The organism is Fictibacillus nanhaiensis (assembly GCF_019801215.1).
Classification (GTDB): domain Bacteria; phylum Bacillota; class Bacilli; order Bacillales; family Fictibacillaceae; genus Fictibacillus; species Fictibacillus nanhaiensis_C.
Genome location: NZ_JAHVJO010000002.1, coordinates 307,904 through 322,759, shown reverse-complemented (window position 1 = coordinate 322,759; position 14,856 = coordinate 307,904). Strand labels below are relative to the sequence as shown.

Annotated in this window: 13 protein-coding genes; 10 read left to right on the top strand and 3 right to left on the bottom strand. The window is 42.1% G+C overall.

From position 1 onward, the window contains the following. The first annotated feature begins 98 nt into the window (after positions 1–98). The 3 genes from KUV80_RS10225 (at position 99) to KUV80_RS10215 (ending at position 1,834) form a co-directional block, all read left to right on the top strand. On the top strand, positions 99–296 hold the full coding sequence (locus tag KUV80_RS10225) for a cold shock domain-containing protein (RefSeq protein ID WP_066245425.1): 198 nt from the start codon (positions 99–101) through the stop codon (positions 294–296). A gap of 250 nt (positions 297–546) precedes the next feature. Continuing rightward, positions 547–1,101 (top strand): ribosome hibernation-promoting factor, HPF/YfiA family, encoded by a 555-nt coding sequence (gene hpf / locus KUV80_RS10220; RefSeq protein ID WP_222462610.1) that lies wholly within the window; start codon positions 547–549, stop codon positions 1,099–1,101. A 250-nt stretch (positions 1,102–1,351) separates the two neighbouring features. Next, positions 1,352–1,834, top strand: coding sequence for a DinB family protein (locus KUV80_RS10215; RefSeq protein WP_246625155.1), 483 nt, complete (start codon positions 1,352–1,354; stop codon positions 1,832–1,834). Positions 1,835–1,862: 28 nt separating this feature from the next. On the opposite strand, the gene KUV80_RS10210 is transcribed toward KUV80_RS10215, so the two are convergent. Then, on the bottom strand, positions 1,863–3,719 hold the full coding sequence (locus tag KUV80_RS10210) for a dihydroorotate dehydrogenase (protein WP_222462609.1): 1,857 nt from the start codon (positions 3,717–3,719) through the stop codon (positions 1,863–1,865). Between the two features lie 225 nt (positions 3,720–3,944). Between KUV80_RS10210 and KUV80_RS10205 the strand changes: the two genes are divergently transcribed. Further along, positions 3,945–5,573: a long-chain fatty acid--CoA ligase gene (locus tag KUV80_RS10205; protein ID WP_222462608.1), complete on the top strand. Its 1,629-nt coding sequence runs from the start codon at positions 3,945–3,947 to the stop codon at positions 5,571–5,573. 349 nt (positions 5,574–5,922) lie between these two features. Here KUV80_RS10205 and KUV80_RS10200 read toward each other — a convergent pair whose 3' ends face one another. After that, on the bottom strand, positions 5,923–6,519 hold the full coding sequence (locus KUV80_RS10200) for a hypothetical protein (protein WP_222462607.1): 597 nt from the start codon (positions 6,517–6,519) through the stop codon (positions 5,923–5,925). A 239-nt stretch (positions 6,520–6,758) separates the two neighbouring features. Between KUV80_RS10200 and secA the strand changes: the two genes are divergently transcribed. Together secA and prfB are read left to right on the top strand one after the other, a co-directional pair. Next, positions 6,759–9,275, top strand: coding sequence for a preprotein translocase subunit SecA (gene secA / locus KUV80_RS10195; RefSeq protein WP_222462606.1), 2,517 nt, complete (start codon positions 6,759–6,761; stop codon positions 9,273–9,275). A gap of 123 nt (positions 9,276–9,398) precedes the next feature. Then, a protein-coding gene (gene prfB / locus KUV80_RS10190; protein WP_246625154.1) for a peptide chain release factor 2 occupies positions 9,399–10,497 on the top strand; the annotation gives its coding sequence in 2 pieces (ribosomal slippage) (positions 9,399–9,461 and positions 9,463–10,497; 1,098 coding nt in all). A 38-nt stretch (positions 10,498–10,535) separates the two neighbouring features. Here the strand turns inward: prfB and KUV80_RS10185 are convergent. Next, positions 10,536–10,688 (bottom strand): hypothetical protein, encoded by a 153-nt coding sequence (locus KUV80_RS10185; RefSeq protein WP_222462604.1) that lies wholly within the window; start codon positions 10,686–10,688, stop codon positions 10,536–10,538. Between the two features lie 225 nt (positions 10,689–10,913). Between KUV80_RS10185 and KUV80_RS10180 the strand changes: the two genes are divergently transcribed. The 4 genes from KUV80_RS10180 to tatA all read left to right on the top strand — a co-directional run bounded on the left by KUV80_RS10180 (position 10,914) and on the right by tatA (position 14,770). Further along, a complete protein-coding gene (locus tag KUV80_RS10180; RefSeq protein ID WP_222462603.1) occupies positions 10,914–12,092 on the top strand; it encodes a methyl-accepting chemotaxis protein in 1,179 nt (392 codons plus the stop codon). A 3-nt stretch (positions 12,093–12,095) separates the two neighbouring features. Beyond that, on the top strand, positions 12,096–12,650 hold the full coding sequence (locus KUV80_RS10175) for a methyl-accepting chemotaxis protein (protein WP_222463136.1): 555 nt from the start codon (positions 12,096–12,098) through the stop codon (positions 12,648–12,650). A gap of 232 nt (positions 12,651–12,882) precedes the next feature. Further along, positions 12,883–14,541 (top strand): PhoX family protein, encoded by a 1,659-nt coding sequence (locus tag KUV80_RS10170; protein WP_222462602.1) that lies wholly within the window; start codon positions 12,883–12,885, stop codon positions 14,539–14,541. Between the two features lie 40 nt (positions 14,542–14,581). Further along, complete coding sequence (gene tatA, locus KUV80_RS10165) at positions 14,582–14,770, top strand: twin-arginine translocase TatA/TatE family subunit (RefSeq protein WP_222462601.1); 189 nt, start codon at positions 14,582–14,584, stop codon at positions 14,768–14,770. Positions 14,771–14,856 lie beyond the last annotated feature (86 nt).

The following is a 14,856-nucleotide window of genomic DNA, read 5'->3' as shown; positions in this document are numbered from 1 at the left end:
TAATCTTAAGCCTTTGACAACATTTTTGGGTATGTGTCATACTATAAAGTGTATAGATCATCTATACAAAGATTCGCATGATGAAGGGATTGTGAAACATGTTAGGAAAAGTAAAATGGTTTAACGCAGAAAAAGGTTTTGGATTTATCGAGCGCGAAGACGGAGACGATGTGTTCGTACACTTCTCTGCAATCAACACGGACGGATTCAAAAGCCTTGACGAAGGTCAGCAAGTCGAGTTTGATATTGTAGATGGCGCACGTGGGCCTCAAGCGGCTAACGTAACTAAACTATAATTCAAGGGCATTGACCATAACTGAGACCCCGCCTGTTTAACTTCAGGCGGGTTTTTATTTTTTTTGCATCAAAAATATTTTTTAATCACATCTGGCTTTATTTCATTTATTCCAAAACCCCGCTATCACGCCTTTTATTAAGAAAATGTCGAGAAAGTTAAGAAATTGTCAAAATATTTTAAATGTTACGGAGGAATTCTTTTTGGGTATATCGAAATATATATACATCACCGAAAGGAGGAGTTAAGTTATGCATTTTAACATTCGTGGAGAAAACATCGAGGTGACTGAAGCCATTCGGGCTTACGTGGAGAAGAAGGTAACTAAACTCACAAAGTATTTTAACGAAACTCCGAACTCTGAAGTACATGTCAATTTGAAGGTGTATAACAGTGAACAATCCATTGAGGTTACGATACCGATGAAGGGACTCTTGCTTCGTGCAGAGGAACGTCATTTGGATTTATACGCAGCAATTGATCTGGTGGTAGAAAAATTAGAGCGTCAAATTCGAAAACATAAAACAAAAGTAAACCGTAAATTTAGAAATGCTGATAACTCCAAGCATATGTTTGCTAACGGAACTGAGGGTGTATCTACAGCTCTGTTAGAGGAAGAAGAAGAGTTTGAAATCGTTCGTGAAAAGCGTTTCGACTTTAAACCAATGGATACAGAAGAAGCCATTCTTCAAATGGGCTTACTCGGCCACAGCTTCTTCGTCTATAACAATGCCGAAACAGGTGAGATGAACGTCGTCTACAGACGTAAAGACGGCAAATATGGACTGATTGCAGGCGAGATGTAACAAAATAAAAATGGATGGCACACTCCTCATTGAGGGGTGTGTTTTTGTTTTGGATGGAGTGGGTTTGTCGATGTGTGTCGAAAATCGGATAAAAGTAAAATAACGTGGAATTCCTGAAAATAACGTTGGAGAAATCACTGCTAACGTTGGAGAAACTGAAAATAACGTGGTATTATCCATAAAAAAGGATAATTAACGCTTTTAATCGAAAAGGGAAGGAACAAAATTTCCGTTTAGGAGGGCCATTCTAATGAAAAATGACATCTTATTAAAGCAGCTTGCTTCCTTTCGTCAGAACACACTGTCCACCGTGGAGAGTCTGACGGAGGAAGAGGCTGATTTTGTACCTGAAGGGTTCAACAACAACATTCGCTGGAACTTAGGCCACATCTACCTTGATCAATACGATTGGCTTTATCATAAGACGAGAGAGGATAATCCAGCACCTCGCCATTATCGAGAGCTGTTTGGCTACGGAACGAAGCCGGAAGATTGGCAGCAGACGCCACCCACACTGGAAGAACTGCGCAACCGCTTGATGGAGCAAGTGCAGGTGATTCAGGAGCAATTTGGACATCGCTTGGATCAAGAGCTTGATAAACCAACGGAGCTTGGGATGAGTACGTTTGCCGAAGTACTGCCACGAACGTTTTATCATGAAGGCATGCATTTGGGGGCGATGATTGCGATCCGAAAAGCTATTAATCTAGAAAAGCAAACCCAGGTGAAGTAAACAATAAAAAGTGCAGATGCACATGCGTCTACACTTTTTCTGCTTCAAACGAAGTCGAAGAGTTTAAATTTTCCTTGTTTTCGCACAAGTAAGAATAGGAATAAATCAGGCCGACAATATAGAAAACAAACAAAAGATAAGCGGGTGAGAGATGGAAGTGGTTATTGTAACCAATCATGAAGTGTGTACCGACACCTGTAAGGAATCCCGGCAAACCGCCGATCGCAAGTGTCCACCATATCCAACTCGCGCCTTCTCTATATCCCCATAATGCAATCGTCAGCAAAAGAAATCCTTCTGAGATCAGGGCCCCGCCAAACCCTGCACGGTCATGGGCAATAAAAGGGATAAGTTTCTCGTTGAATGCTGTAATCTGCTCAGGTGATAGTGAAAAATACATAAGATCTTCTGGCACAAAAACCCCATTCATCCCAATGATCGAAATGACAATACCAGCAGAAAGCAGGCATACGCCTGAAACCACAAACATGCTTTGACCAAGCTGACTTTTTCTCCAAGAGATGCTGTTGTGCAAATTCATCCCGCTGCTTCCAATTTTTATGTTTCGAGACCGATAAAGTCCAAATAGGAAAAAGGGAAAAATAATCAAGTAATAGAGAAGGTGAAGCTTATCAAAATAACCGAATCCTAAAAAATAAAAGAAATTTAAAAAACCGATGGCTGCCGCGATAACGAATGCTTTTCTTGCCCAATGTACCCCTTTTCTTATGCCGTGGTAAGAAAGCTGCATGAACATAAAGCCAGCGGATATCATAACTCCGGCAAGGCATATCCGGTCATGTGACATGAAGTGAAACAGATGGTGATTGAAAGCCATGATCTCCTCGCTTTTCATTCCTAAAAACGCCTCGTCGTAGGATAAAAGAACGTGGGTGAGTCCGATGATCAACGCGATGATTCCAGCGAGAAAAACACCTAAACCCATTAAGAAAAACGGTAGCCATCCAGGGGTGTTCTGAGAGTTTTTCGTTTCGTTCTCATAGAGATAACGCTCGTTAATTCTCTTAGGCAGTCCTGGTCCCGAAAAAACGAATCCGCTATGAAGCTGGATTAGTGAAGCTCCAGAGCGAAAAAGTTCCATTGCTTCGCTCGGTTCGTGCACACCACCAGATGCGATTATCGGTTTACCAAGATTTTTAAGATGTCGAATGCTGGTTTTCAAATAAGGCATCTCAGATCTTCCTAGTTCAATTCCGTTGTTTTCTTTAATGCCCTCTCGTATCAAAAATCCATCAATCTCTTGACCGGTAAATTTGTTTTCTTCCAGATCATTATGGGTTACCTTTAAGAAAACCGGTTTAGCTGTCGTATTCCTTATCTTCTCGATGTAACTAGCCGCTTTAAGATCAACAATCAAAAAATCAGCATATTCATCAAGCTTCTCAGATAGATGCAATAACTCTTCTTCAGTTTCTCCTTTAATCCCTATACCTATTGGAACGGTTCGCTTAATCTGTTGGAGTTTTATGAGAGCTTCATCTAATCCTAAATTGGCATGCAAATGTTGATACCATAATGTTTCTTCTTCTGTATCACGTTCGATTGGCTCACCTAGTGTACGAGATCTTATCGAAATGGGTCCAACTTCTATAAATCCAAATCCTAAATTAGAATAAGCTGTTGTTCCTTTTAAATGTGGATCCAATGCACCGCTGATACCTACAGGTGAAGGAAAACGAATGCCTGCCAAATTTCGCTCTAATTGTGCAGGCGGCTGCATGTGACCAAAGAAGGAAATGATTTTATCTCCATAAGGAAACCTCGCGAGCGTGTTCATCATCTGCAAAGTAAAATCCCGGCTTCTTTCAGGCTTCATCCGGAACAGTATGGGTTTAAAAAATGTATGATACGACCAATCTGGCATAATCGACACTCCTTTTTATGCCGTTTTTTTTAAGTTTAACGTAAAAACAAGCTACAAATAGAATTTTTCAAAAAGAAAGTCTGACTTTCATCATTTTTTTGTATATTCTTGCATGTTAATAACCAACTCAAAGAAGGATTTTGCCCTACATGAGGTGAACTAGTTCAATAGTGATAACGCTTACAAAAAAGACTAGGTTTTTATTTAAAGGAGGAGAAGCAGTCAATGATGATGAATGTGCCTTTTCGAGTTACGAGTATGTTGGAGCATGCAGAACGGTATTTTGCAAAAAAAGAAGTAACGAGCCGAACGATGTCGGGTATTCGAAAGTTCAGTTACCGGGATATCGGTGAACGGACCCGCTGCTTATCCAGTTCACTCAAGCGGCTTGGGGTTCAAAAAGGTGAACGTGTCGGCACGCTTGCATGGAATCACCATCGCCATCTTGAAGCCTATTTTGCCATTCCAGGTGTTGAAGCAGTCCTTCACACGATCAACATTCGACTTTCCCCTCAGCATATCGCATACATTATCAATCACGCCGAAGACCAGGTTTTATTGATTGATCAAGACATTCTTCCTCTTGTTGAACACATAAAAGACCATATTCCTAACGTAAAAGCGTATATCTTGATGACCGATGAAGACGAGCTCCCACAGTCCAATCTTCAGCCTCTCTATCACTATGAAAAACTAGTAGAGAGTGGTGACCCGGCTTATGAGTTCCCGCAAAACGTGGATGAAAACGATCCTGTCGGGATGTGCTATACGTCTGCGACGACCGGGAATCCGAAAGGTGTCACGTACACGCATCGCTCGACTGTTCTTCATTCCATGGCACTTGGACTTGCCGATTGCGGAGCGGTTTCCGAAAGTGATGTATGTATGCCTGTTGTGCCGATGTTCCATGTGAATGCATGGGGTCTTCCATACGCGGCTACTTGGTTTGGGGCAAAGCAGGTTATGCCAGGGCCGCAGTTTACGCCTAAGCTTCTTGCTGAACTCATAGAGATGGAGCAGGTTACAGTTACGGCTGGAGTACCGACGATCTGGATGGGTCTCCTTCGTGAACTGGATCAGAAGAGCTATGAAACGTCGAGCCTAAGGTCAGTTTTATGTGGAGGTTCAGCAGCGCCGAAAGGCATGATCAAAGCTTTTCAAGAAAAACACAACATTCCGTTCATGCATGCCTACGGGATGACGGAGACGAGTCCGCTTGTGATCTTTACAAGACTGAAAACCTATCAAACCGATTTAGAGGATGAAGCAAAACTGGATATCCTTGCAAAGCAGGGCTATGTGGTGCCTGGCGTAGAGATGAAAATCATCGGCGCAAACGGTGAGGTGAAGTGGGACGGAAACGAGATGGGTGAGCTTTTACTCCGATCGAACTGGGTGGCTGATGAATATTACAAGGATGACCGGACAGCAGGAACGTTCGTTGACGGATGGCTTCATACGGGAGATGTCGTGACGGTGGATGAAGAAGGCTTTGTTAAGATCGTTGACCGTACGAAAGACCTGATTAAGAGCGGCGGTGAGTGGATTTCGTCTGTTGATCTAGAGAATGCGATCATGGCACACGAAGATGTTCTTGAAGCCTCAGTGATTGCAGTTCCGCATCCCGAATGGCAGGAGCGGCCGCTCGCGTGCGTCGTGTTAAAAGATGAAGCAAAAGGAAAGGTTCCGAAAGAAGAGATTATGGAATATTTAAAACCGCAGTTTGCGAAGTGGTGGATTCCGGACGACATCGTGTTCTTGGATGAAATTCCAAAAACCTCGGTAGGAAAGTTCTTAAAACGGACTCTCAGGGATCAACTGAAAGATCATTATATGACTGCGGCAAAATCGTAATAAAATGAACAAGAAAGGCTTACTCAAAAGGGAATAACCCTTTAGGAGTGAGCCTTATTTTTTTTGTTTATTTTGGATGTACATAAATCCTTTGTTGTCGGTATGGAAAGTACACGAAAAGATATACACTGCTGTTTCAGCATTTGTCTAACGTTATTTTTCATAATTCCACGTTATTCAGCATTTCTCTTACGTTATTTTCAATAATTCCACGTTAATTTGCTTTTATCCGATTTTCGACAATTACCGACACTGCCTCCGCATTCAACGCTAACCACCTAACATCCCTCCATTCCCTACCATAAAAAAAGCACCAACCCTCATTTAAGAGGGCAGTGCATACTAACCTTTATTGAGCAGCAGCTTTCTGAAACCATGCCCACGTCTCAGTTACTTCCCAATACTCGCTCGCTTGTTGATAGCCGTTCAATGTAATGTCAAGATCATGAAAAATCCGGTGTACCCCTTTTAATGGTTCAACACCCTTCGTTTCGAGGCTTTGGTCAATTTTACTTGCTGCATTTTCGATGTCTTTTTGTAGAGGACCTGTCACATAAGGGAGAATATCGCTTCTTATATCATTTGCGATTCCTTTTAACTCCCCTTTGTTCGCATCTATGCGATAGTTCGTCCACTGGTCATAGCCCAGTTCGCTGTTCCAATACTCATGCATATCGTTTATTCGCTTTTGAATTTCCATTATGGTTACGGCCATGGTTGGTTTGTAGATAGGAGTTCCGCTTTTTTTCTCGGCCTCTAACACTTCCTCCGTAGAGGGGAGATTGAAGTCAGATGCCGATTTTGCACCGAACAGGGCATAATATCCCCACGTACCAACTCCACCGATAAAGAACACACTTAGGATCAATGTAAGAATGATCGTTTTACTTTTTTCATTACGCTCTTGCGGCTTTATGTCTGTTCTTTCCAGTTCGGCTTTTTCCATTCTGATCCTCCTGTCTAAACTTTCCATTATTTTACCAAAATAAGAACATTTTGTCTTCTTTAAACATGTGTTTAACTAATCTATCGTTTACTTTCTGAATTTTTCACATAAATAGGGAAATGGCTTTTTGCGAATGATACAATTCAGATGAAAAGATTTGGGATTTCTTGTGGCTCGTTTCACAAACTGGTAGAATAGAAGTGGTATATAATTCTCGAGAACAGGGAGCGTTTATTCGGATGATTAGCATTTTGAAAAAGATTTTTCCAAGTTCCAATGACCGAACGTTAAATAAATACGAAAAGATAGCAGAAAAAGTTGAAGCATTAGCTGATGAGTTTAAAGCGTTAAATGACGAACAATTAGCTCAGAAGACAGCGGAATTTAAAGGACGCATTGAAAAAGGGGAGTCACTTGACGACCTTTTACCAGAAGCGTTTGCGACGGTGCGCGAAGCATCTGAACGTGTGCTTCAGATGCGCCACTACCCTGTACAGATCATGGGAGCGGTAGCGCTGCACGAAGGAAATATTGCTGAAATGAAAACCGGTGAAGGTAAAACGCTCGTTGCGACCATGCCGGTCTATTTGAATGCGCTCGACGGAAAAGGAGTTCACGTTGTTACGGTAAACGAATATTTAGCTCGACGTGACTCTGAGATCATGGGGCCGCTTTATCATTTTCTAGGGTTGACGGTAGGCCTGAACGTATCCGACCTTTCCAAGGAAGAAAAGCGCGAGGCGTATGATGCGGATATTACGTATGGTACGAATAATGAATTTGGTTTCGATTATTTGCGTGACAACATGGTCGTTTATAAAGAGCAGATGGTACAGCGACTCAACTATGCGATCGTCGATGAAGTCGATTCAATTTTAGTCGATGAAGCGCGTACACCATTGATTATTTCGGGCTCTGCACAGAAATCTACGCAGCTTTATATGATGGCAAACATGTTCGTGCGCCAGTTGAAAAAAGAAGAAGATTTTACAGTTGATGAAAAAACGAAGAACGTTCAGCTGACAGAAGAAGGAATCAATAAAGCTGAGAAGATTTTCAGCATTGACAACTTGTTTGACTACCAGCATGTATCGCTCAATCACCATATCAATCAGGCCTTAAAAGCAAACATGATCATGCAGCGTGATTTTGATTATGTTGTGCAAGACGGTGAGATCGTCATCGTTGACCCGTTCACGGGCCGTCTGATGGCAGGACGCCGCTATAGTGATGGACTTCACCAAGCGATCGAAGCGAAGGAAGGTCTTGAGATTCAACGTGAGAGTATGACTCTCGCAACGATCACGTTCCAGAACTACTTCCGTATGTATAATAAGCTCTCAGGTATGACGGGTACGGCGAAAACGGAAGAAGAGGAATTCCGCAACATCTACAATATGGATGTTATTGCGATTCCTACTAATCGCCCGATCGCGCGTGACGATAGATCTGACTTGATCTATAAAACGATGCAAGGAAAGTTTAAGGCAATTGCGGCTGAAATTGAAGCACGCCATAAGACGGGACAGCCTATCTTAGTCGGTACGGTTGCCGTTGAAACATCTGAATTGTTATCCCAGCTATTAACGAAACGTAAAATACAGCATAACGTATTAAATGCGAAAAACCATGAGCGTGAAGCAGAGATCATTGAAAACGCGGGTCAGCTTGGCATGGTAACCATCGCGACGAACATGGCCGGACGTGGTACGGACATCAAGCTTGGCGAAGGTGTTCGTGAAGCGGGCGGACTTCATATTCTCGGTACAGAGCGCCACGAGTCCCGTCGTATCGATAATCAGCTTCGTGGTCGTGCAGGTCGTCAAGGAGATCCAGGTTCTTCTCAATTTTATATCTCGATGGAAGATGAATTGATGAAGCGTTTCGGTTCGGATAACTTAATGAACATGATGGAGCGTCTTGGGATGGATGAAGACACGCCGATCGAATCCAAGCTTGTAACAAAAGCGGTTGAATCTGCCCAAAAACGTGTGGAAGGCTCGAACTTTGATGCACGTAAGCAGCTCCTTCAATACGACGATGTTATGCGTCAGCAGCGTGAGATCATTTACGCTCAGCGTCAAGAAGTTTTAGATGCAGAGAACTTGAGCAGCATCGTGCTTCGGATGATCGATTCTACGATTGAACGAATCGTAACGGTCCACACGCCAGAAGCAGAAGTTCAAGAAGAGTGGAACATTAAAGAAATCACGGATTATGTGAACGCCGTCATGTTCATGGAGCCTGTGTTTACCGAAAAAGACTTCTTTGGATTAGATCGCGAAGAAATTTTAGAAAAGATTCAAGAAAAAGTGCATGCTGCATTTGCTGAAAAAGAAAAAATGATGCCGGCAGAACAGATCGCAGAGTTTGAAAAAGCGGTGATCCTTCGCTCTGTTGACAGCAAATGGATGGATCATATCGACCAGATGGAACAGCTTCGTCAAGGAATCCATCTTCGTGCGTATGGCCAAACCGATCCGTTGCGCGAGTATCAGTTTGAAGGCTTTGAGATGTTCGAAGCGATGGTTGCTGCGATCGAAGAAGAAGTGACGACTTACATTTTAAAATCACAGATCGAACAAAACATGCAGCGTGAACAAGTGGCTGAAGGTAAAGCCGTTGTGCCGAGCGACAAACAAGAAGCTACAAAAAAGAAACCTGTACGCAAAAAGCAGGACATTAAACGAAACGATCCTTGTCCTTGCGGAAGCGGGAAAAAATATAAGCAATGTCACGGCGCTGAGCAGGAATAACTCAGAACCGTTAAGTGAAGGGAGTCTCTTCAGGGGCTCTCTTTGCTCATGTTTTTAACGATTTGAAACGATTATTCGCATACATGAACCATGTTTACAACTATAAATGAGGTGCTAAAGACTATGGAGTTAGTAGAAGTAAAGCAAGAACTGAACATTATCGAGAAACGAATCAATGACTTTAGGGGGTCTCTTTGACCTCGATTCAAAAAAGGAGCGCATTGGTGAACTTGATGAACAGATGAGTGCACCTACGTTTTGGGATGACCAAAATGCGGCACAGGTCGTTATAAATGAAGCGAACGGCTTAAAAGAGCAAGTAAACGAATTCGAAGAGCTTGCTTCTTCTTACGAGGATTTAGAGATTGCACATGAGCTGGTGAAGGAAGAGGCCGATGCAGATCTTCAGAAAGAACTTGTAAGGGATTTGAAGGAGCTTATCGCGAAATTGAACGACTTCGAGCTTCAGCTTTTATTAAACGAACCATATGATAAAAACAATGCGATTCTCGAACTTCATCCAGGTGCAGGTGGTACCGAATCTCAAGACTGGGCGTCTATGCTGCTCCGCATGTATACGAGATACGCTGAGCGCCAAGGGTATAAGGTGGAAACACTTGATTATCTGCCTGGCGATGAAGCTGGAGTGAAGTCTGTAACGTTGAGCATTAAAGGACATAACGCCTATGGCTACCTGAAGGCGGAAAAAGGGGTCCATCGTCTTGTGCGTATTTCACCGTTTGACTCGTCTGGCCGTCGTCATACGTCATTCGTGTCGTGTGAAGTTATGCCCGAGATTACGGATGATACAGAAATAGAAATCCGCACAGAAGATCTTAAGGTTGATACGTACCGTGCATCAGGTGCTGGTGGTCAGCACGTTAACACGACAGATTCCGCGGTTCGTATGACACATATTCCAACCAACACGGTGGTTTCTTGTCAGACCGAACGTTCACAAATCAAGAACCGCGACCGTGCGATGAAGATGATGATGGCGAAACTTGTGCAGCGCCGTTTAGAAGAACAGCAGGCACAGCTGGCAGAAATTCGCGGAGAGCAAAAAGAAATCGGCTGGGGAAGTCAGATTCGTTCTTACGTTTTCCATCCGTATAGTCTTGTAAAAGATCACCGTACAAATACGGAAGTCGGTAACGTTCAATCTGTTATGGACGGTGAGATCACACCGTTTATTGATGCCTATCTGCGTTCAAAGCTCTAAATAAGAAAACTTCCGGTGATTGGCTGCCGGAAGTTTTTTTACGTTAGTTTTGTGAGATCGGACTTTTGAACGAGCTCGATCTTTCGATGATGTCCTTTTTTCGAAATTTCCACATTTCCATTTTCGTATATCCACAATACCTCGTATTCCTCACCCTTGTAAACGACACGACTCCCCACTTCAATATCCATGCTTTCACCTCTATTAAAGTGCCCTCTGGTTAATTATACCTATAAACAAGAGAGGGGATATTGGGAAAATTAGAGGAGGTTGCTCCCTCTAAGTATTAAACATGTGAAGCTATTTTCCCAAGTTAGACATTTTAGAAAAACTTTTGTGTACCATAGTTTTAGTATAAAACAAAGGGTATTTCTGTCGATATATGAACGGTAGTACTAATCGACAGGAGGAAAAAAGTGAAACATCGCAAGCTTAGCTCCAAAATTATCTTCTTTTTAGGAATTGCTATTATTATTCTTGTGATTTTATTTTTAACGTTTCTATATTTTTCAACGAAATCAACCATTGAACAGACGATCCGATCTCAAGGTGTACAGACCGCTCGAACTTTTGCATCTCAAATTAATGTGTCGGAATATGAGAAGTTCTTAAATGATCAGACTGAATCTCCTACCTATTGGTCTTTGCGTGATCAAATGAACGATCTGCGAGAAAAAACAGGTGCTATGTATGTTTACACAATCGATGGGACGGATAAGAAATTAAAGATTCTAGTGGATGGCATGCCAGAAGGAGATGAATTAGCTGCACCTATTGGTACTGCTACTGCTACTACTACTTACTCAGATATTTCAGAGGTACTTAAAGGAAAAACGAGCAGCACTTCACTCGTTGATGACCCTGATTATGGTCAATATCTTTCTGCTTTTGCACCTATTACGAACGATAAAGGAGTAGTTGTCGGGATTTTAGGTGTTGATATTGCAGCAACGAGTGTTCATGCCATTGAAAACAATATAATTAAAACCTCATTTCCTGTCATAGCAGGAATCTTAATCGTAGTAATGAGTGTCATTCTTGGTATTATTTATTGGTACATCAGAAAAAGATTGAATCCTATTTCAACGCTAACTCAGTCCGTTCAAGAATTAGCTGAAGGGAAATTATCACAAGCTGCCGAAACTGCACGTTCAATAAAATCTTCGGGGAATGATGAAATCCATGTATTTACTCATCATTTTTTAGTGGCTACCGAACAACTTAATGGTATCTTAATGCAAACTCAAGATGCTACCGTTACCTTGCTAGCAGAAGCAAAACGGTTGGATGAAATCATTGATACGGTTAAGGGCTCAAACACAGAAATAACATCTAATATATATGCCATTGCAAAAGGCAGTGAAAACCAAAAAATAACGAGTGATGAAACGATTCAAGCGATGGAAGAAATGACGATCGGCATTCAACGAATTGCTGATTCTTCAACAACAGTCGCTGAATCATCAAATGATATGACCGACCTTGTATCAGCAAGTACTAAACGAGCGGATGAGGTAATTCGTCAAATTGAGGAAGTAGAGCAATCAGTGTTATCAACCGAACAACTGATCCATCAATTAACAGATGGGTATTAAGCGATTGAAGAAACGATTCATGTAATTTCCGATATTACCGAGCAAACTAATTTACTAGCTTTAAATGCCTCTATTGAAGCAGCACGAGCAGGTGAATCAGGCAAAGGCTTTGCAGTTGTAGCGAATGAAGTCAAAAAATTAGCCGAAGTGTCCCGAGCATCTGCTGAAAAAGTCTCTTCACATATTTTAAGTTTTAAAGATGTTACAGTAAAAGCTTTAACAGAGATTGAAAAAAGTGCCACTTTAGTGAAAGTGGGGACAGAATCTGTAGAAGGAATTGGAAAATCTTTGTCACAAGTTTTCTCTTCTGCTCAACACGTAAATAATGAAATACAAGAAGTGTCTGCCGTGACAGAACAATTATCAGCAAGCTCAGAAGAACTATTCGCCTCTACAGAGGTCATACAAAGTTTGATGGATCAAGCCGTTGTGTCAACAAAAGAGGTCGCATCTTCAAGTGACGAACAAGTGAAATCCGTTGAAACCTTAGAGCAAACGATGGAAAACTTACGAAAGACTTCATTAGAACTGGAAAGAGCCATTCAACATTTTAATTAATATAGCGTAGTTGAAAAAGACCTCTCAAATAACGGGAGGTCTTTTTTAAGAGATAAAAAAATTATAAATTCCCTCGTTAATGCCTTTGTTTTTACGTCCGCCCTTCTCTATTTCATACAAAAACCAAACAAAACTTTAAACATTTGTTTAAATTCGTGACATCGTGGCTTAATAAATTCTCATTAGTATAAAGGGTGCTTAAGAAATTTTTTGCTATAGGGGGAATAACGAAATGGAAAAGAAACCATTAAATAGAAGAACCTTTTTAACGTATTTAGGAACTGGTGCAACCGCACTTGCTGCAGCGACAACTGGATTAGGTGTTTTATCTGAGAAAGCAAACGCACAATCAGACAGCTTGATGCGTATGAAACCACGTAAAAAAGGGTTCAAGTTTAACCCGATTGCACCAACAGATAAGGATGACCTCGTTTTACCAAGAGGCTATAAATATGAAGTGATTGCATCTTATGGCGATGTAATCAACAGAAAAGGCGACACATTCGGATTCAATAACGATTTCACGATGTATTTTCCGATAGAGAACTCTAGCAATCATGGCTTGCTGTGGGTCAACCACGAATACACGAACGCCTTATATGTAGAAGGCGAAAAAGTCGGGGACAAATACACAGCGGCTCAGATCGAAAAAATGCTCTACAACCAAGGCGGCTCCATTATTGAAGTTCAAAAGAAAAACGGCAAGTGGACACTTAACAAGGATTCAAAATATGCTCGTCGTGTAACGGGGCTCACACCTTTTGCGTTAACAGGACCGGCTAAAGGAAACGGAGCGGTTTCTGGTGCCACGACGGTTCAAGGAACATTTGCCAACTGTTCGGGTGGACGAACGCTTTGGAACACTGTTTTATCATGTGAGGAAAACTATGAAGACACCTCTAAAAATGCGGGATTAGATCCGACGCATTATGGATGGGTGATAGAAGTCGATCCGTTTGATCCGAACTTCAAAGTAAGAAAGCATACCGCTCTTGGGCGTTTTAACCACGAAAATGCAAGCATGGGCATCTCCAAGGATGGCCGCGCAGTCGTCTATATGGGAGACGATAAGAAGGATGCTTGTGTTTACAAGTTTGTAAGTAAAGGGAAGTACGTAGAAGCAAAAGGCAAAGCGAACAGCAAGCTTTTAGAAGAAGGTACGTTATATGCGGCTGACATGGCAAAAGGGAAGTGGGTTGCATTAACAATCGAAGCCGTTCGTGAAAAAGCGAAAGGCAATGCTGCGCTTTTAGAAAAGTTCAAAACACAAGCTGACGTTGTCGTAAACGCACACGATGCAGCGATCTTGCTAGGTGCTACACCAACAGACCGTCCAGAAGACGTTGAGATCTCACCTTTAGATCAAACAGTGTTTATCGCGCACACAAACAACGACAAGCACGGAAACATCCACGGTCACATCACACGCTTTTTTGAAAAAGATGGAGACCATGGCGCAGAGGAATTCGACTTTGAAATTTTCGCAGCAGGCGGACGCCAAAGCGGATTCAGTGCACCAGATAATCTGACGTTCGACTCCAATGCGAACCTTTGGACGGTTACAGATATTTCTTCAAGCAAACTGAATTCTGGCGCATGGACTAGCTTTAAAAACAACGGGATGTTCATGATTCCAACTGTCGGTGACGATAAGGGTGAAGCGTTCCAGTTCGCTTCTGCACCAAATGAAGCAGAATTAACTGGTCCATCTTTTACACCAAACGAAAAAACGCTGTTCTTGAGCGTTCAGCATCCAGGAGAAGAAACAGAAGACAAAGCGAATCCAACGAGCACATGGCCGCAGGTTCGCGGAGGCAATATGCCGCGTCCTTCCGTCGTTGCGATCACAGGCTTTAAATTTGATAACGATGATGACCACCATAACGATTAAGAACTTGAGTGATAAACGAGAATACAAGGAGGTTTTATGAATGGGCTTTACAAACATTGGTATCCCAGGGTTAATTTTAATATTGGTGATTGCGCTCATCATCTTCGGACCGTCGAAGCTGCCGGAAATCGGACGAGCGTTCGGAAGTACTCTTCGTGAATTCAAGCATTCTGCAAAAGATTTAATGTCATCGGATGATGAAAAAGACGAAAAACCGCAGTCAAAATAAAGAGTATGCAGAAGAAAAGATGCGGGCGCACCTATAAAAGCTTGCGTCTTTTCTTTTAATAGAAGAAAAACGAAAGGAGGTTATGT

What these genes read in the sequence shown, in the direction of transcription:
- KUV80_RS10225 (WP_066245425.1), top strand. Translation starts at nt 99, where the DNA reads ATGTTAGGAAAAGTAAAATGGTTTAACGCAGAAAAAGGTTTTGGATTT.
- hpf (WP_222462610.1), top strand. Translation starts at nt 547, where the DNA reads ATGCATTTTAACATTCGTGGAGAAAACATCGAGGTGACTGAAGCCATT.
- KUV80_RS10215 (WP_246625155.1), top strand. Translation starts at nt 1,352, where the DNA reads ATGAAAAATGACATCTTATTAAAGCAGCTTGCTTCCTTTCGTCAGAAC.
- KUV80_RS10210 (WP_222462609.1), bottom strand. Translation starts at nt 3,719, where the DNA reads ATGCCAGATTGGTCGTATCATACATTTTTTAAACCCATACTGTTCCGG.
- KUV80_RS10205 (WP_222462608.1), top strand. Translation starts at nt 3,945, where the DNA reads ATGATGATGAATGTGCCTTTTCGAGTTACGAGTATGTTGGAGCATGCA.
- KUV80_RS10200 (WP_222462607.1), bottom strand. Translation starts at nt 6,519, where the DNA reads ATGGAAAAAGCCGAACTGGAAAGAACAGACATAAAGCCGCAAGAGCGT.
- secA (WP_222462606.1), top strand. Translation starts at nt 6,759, where the DNA reads ATGATTAGCATTTTGAAAAAGATTTTTCCAAGTTCCAATGACCGAACG.
- KUV80_RS10185 (WP_222462604.1), bottom strand. Translation starts at nt 10,688, where the DNA reads ATGGATATTGAAGTGGGGAGTCGTGTCGTTTACAAGGGTGAGGAATAC.
- KUV80_RS10170 (WP_222462602.1), top strand. Translation starts at nt 12,883, where the DNA reads ATGGAAAAGAAACCATTAAATAGAAGAACCTTTTTAACGTATTTAGGA.
- tatA (WP_222462601.1), top strand. Translation starts at nt 14,582, where the DNA reads ATGGGCTTTACAAACATTGGTATCCCAGGGTTAATTTTAATATTGGTG.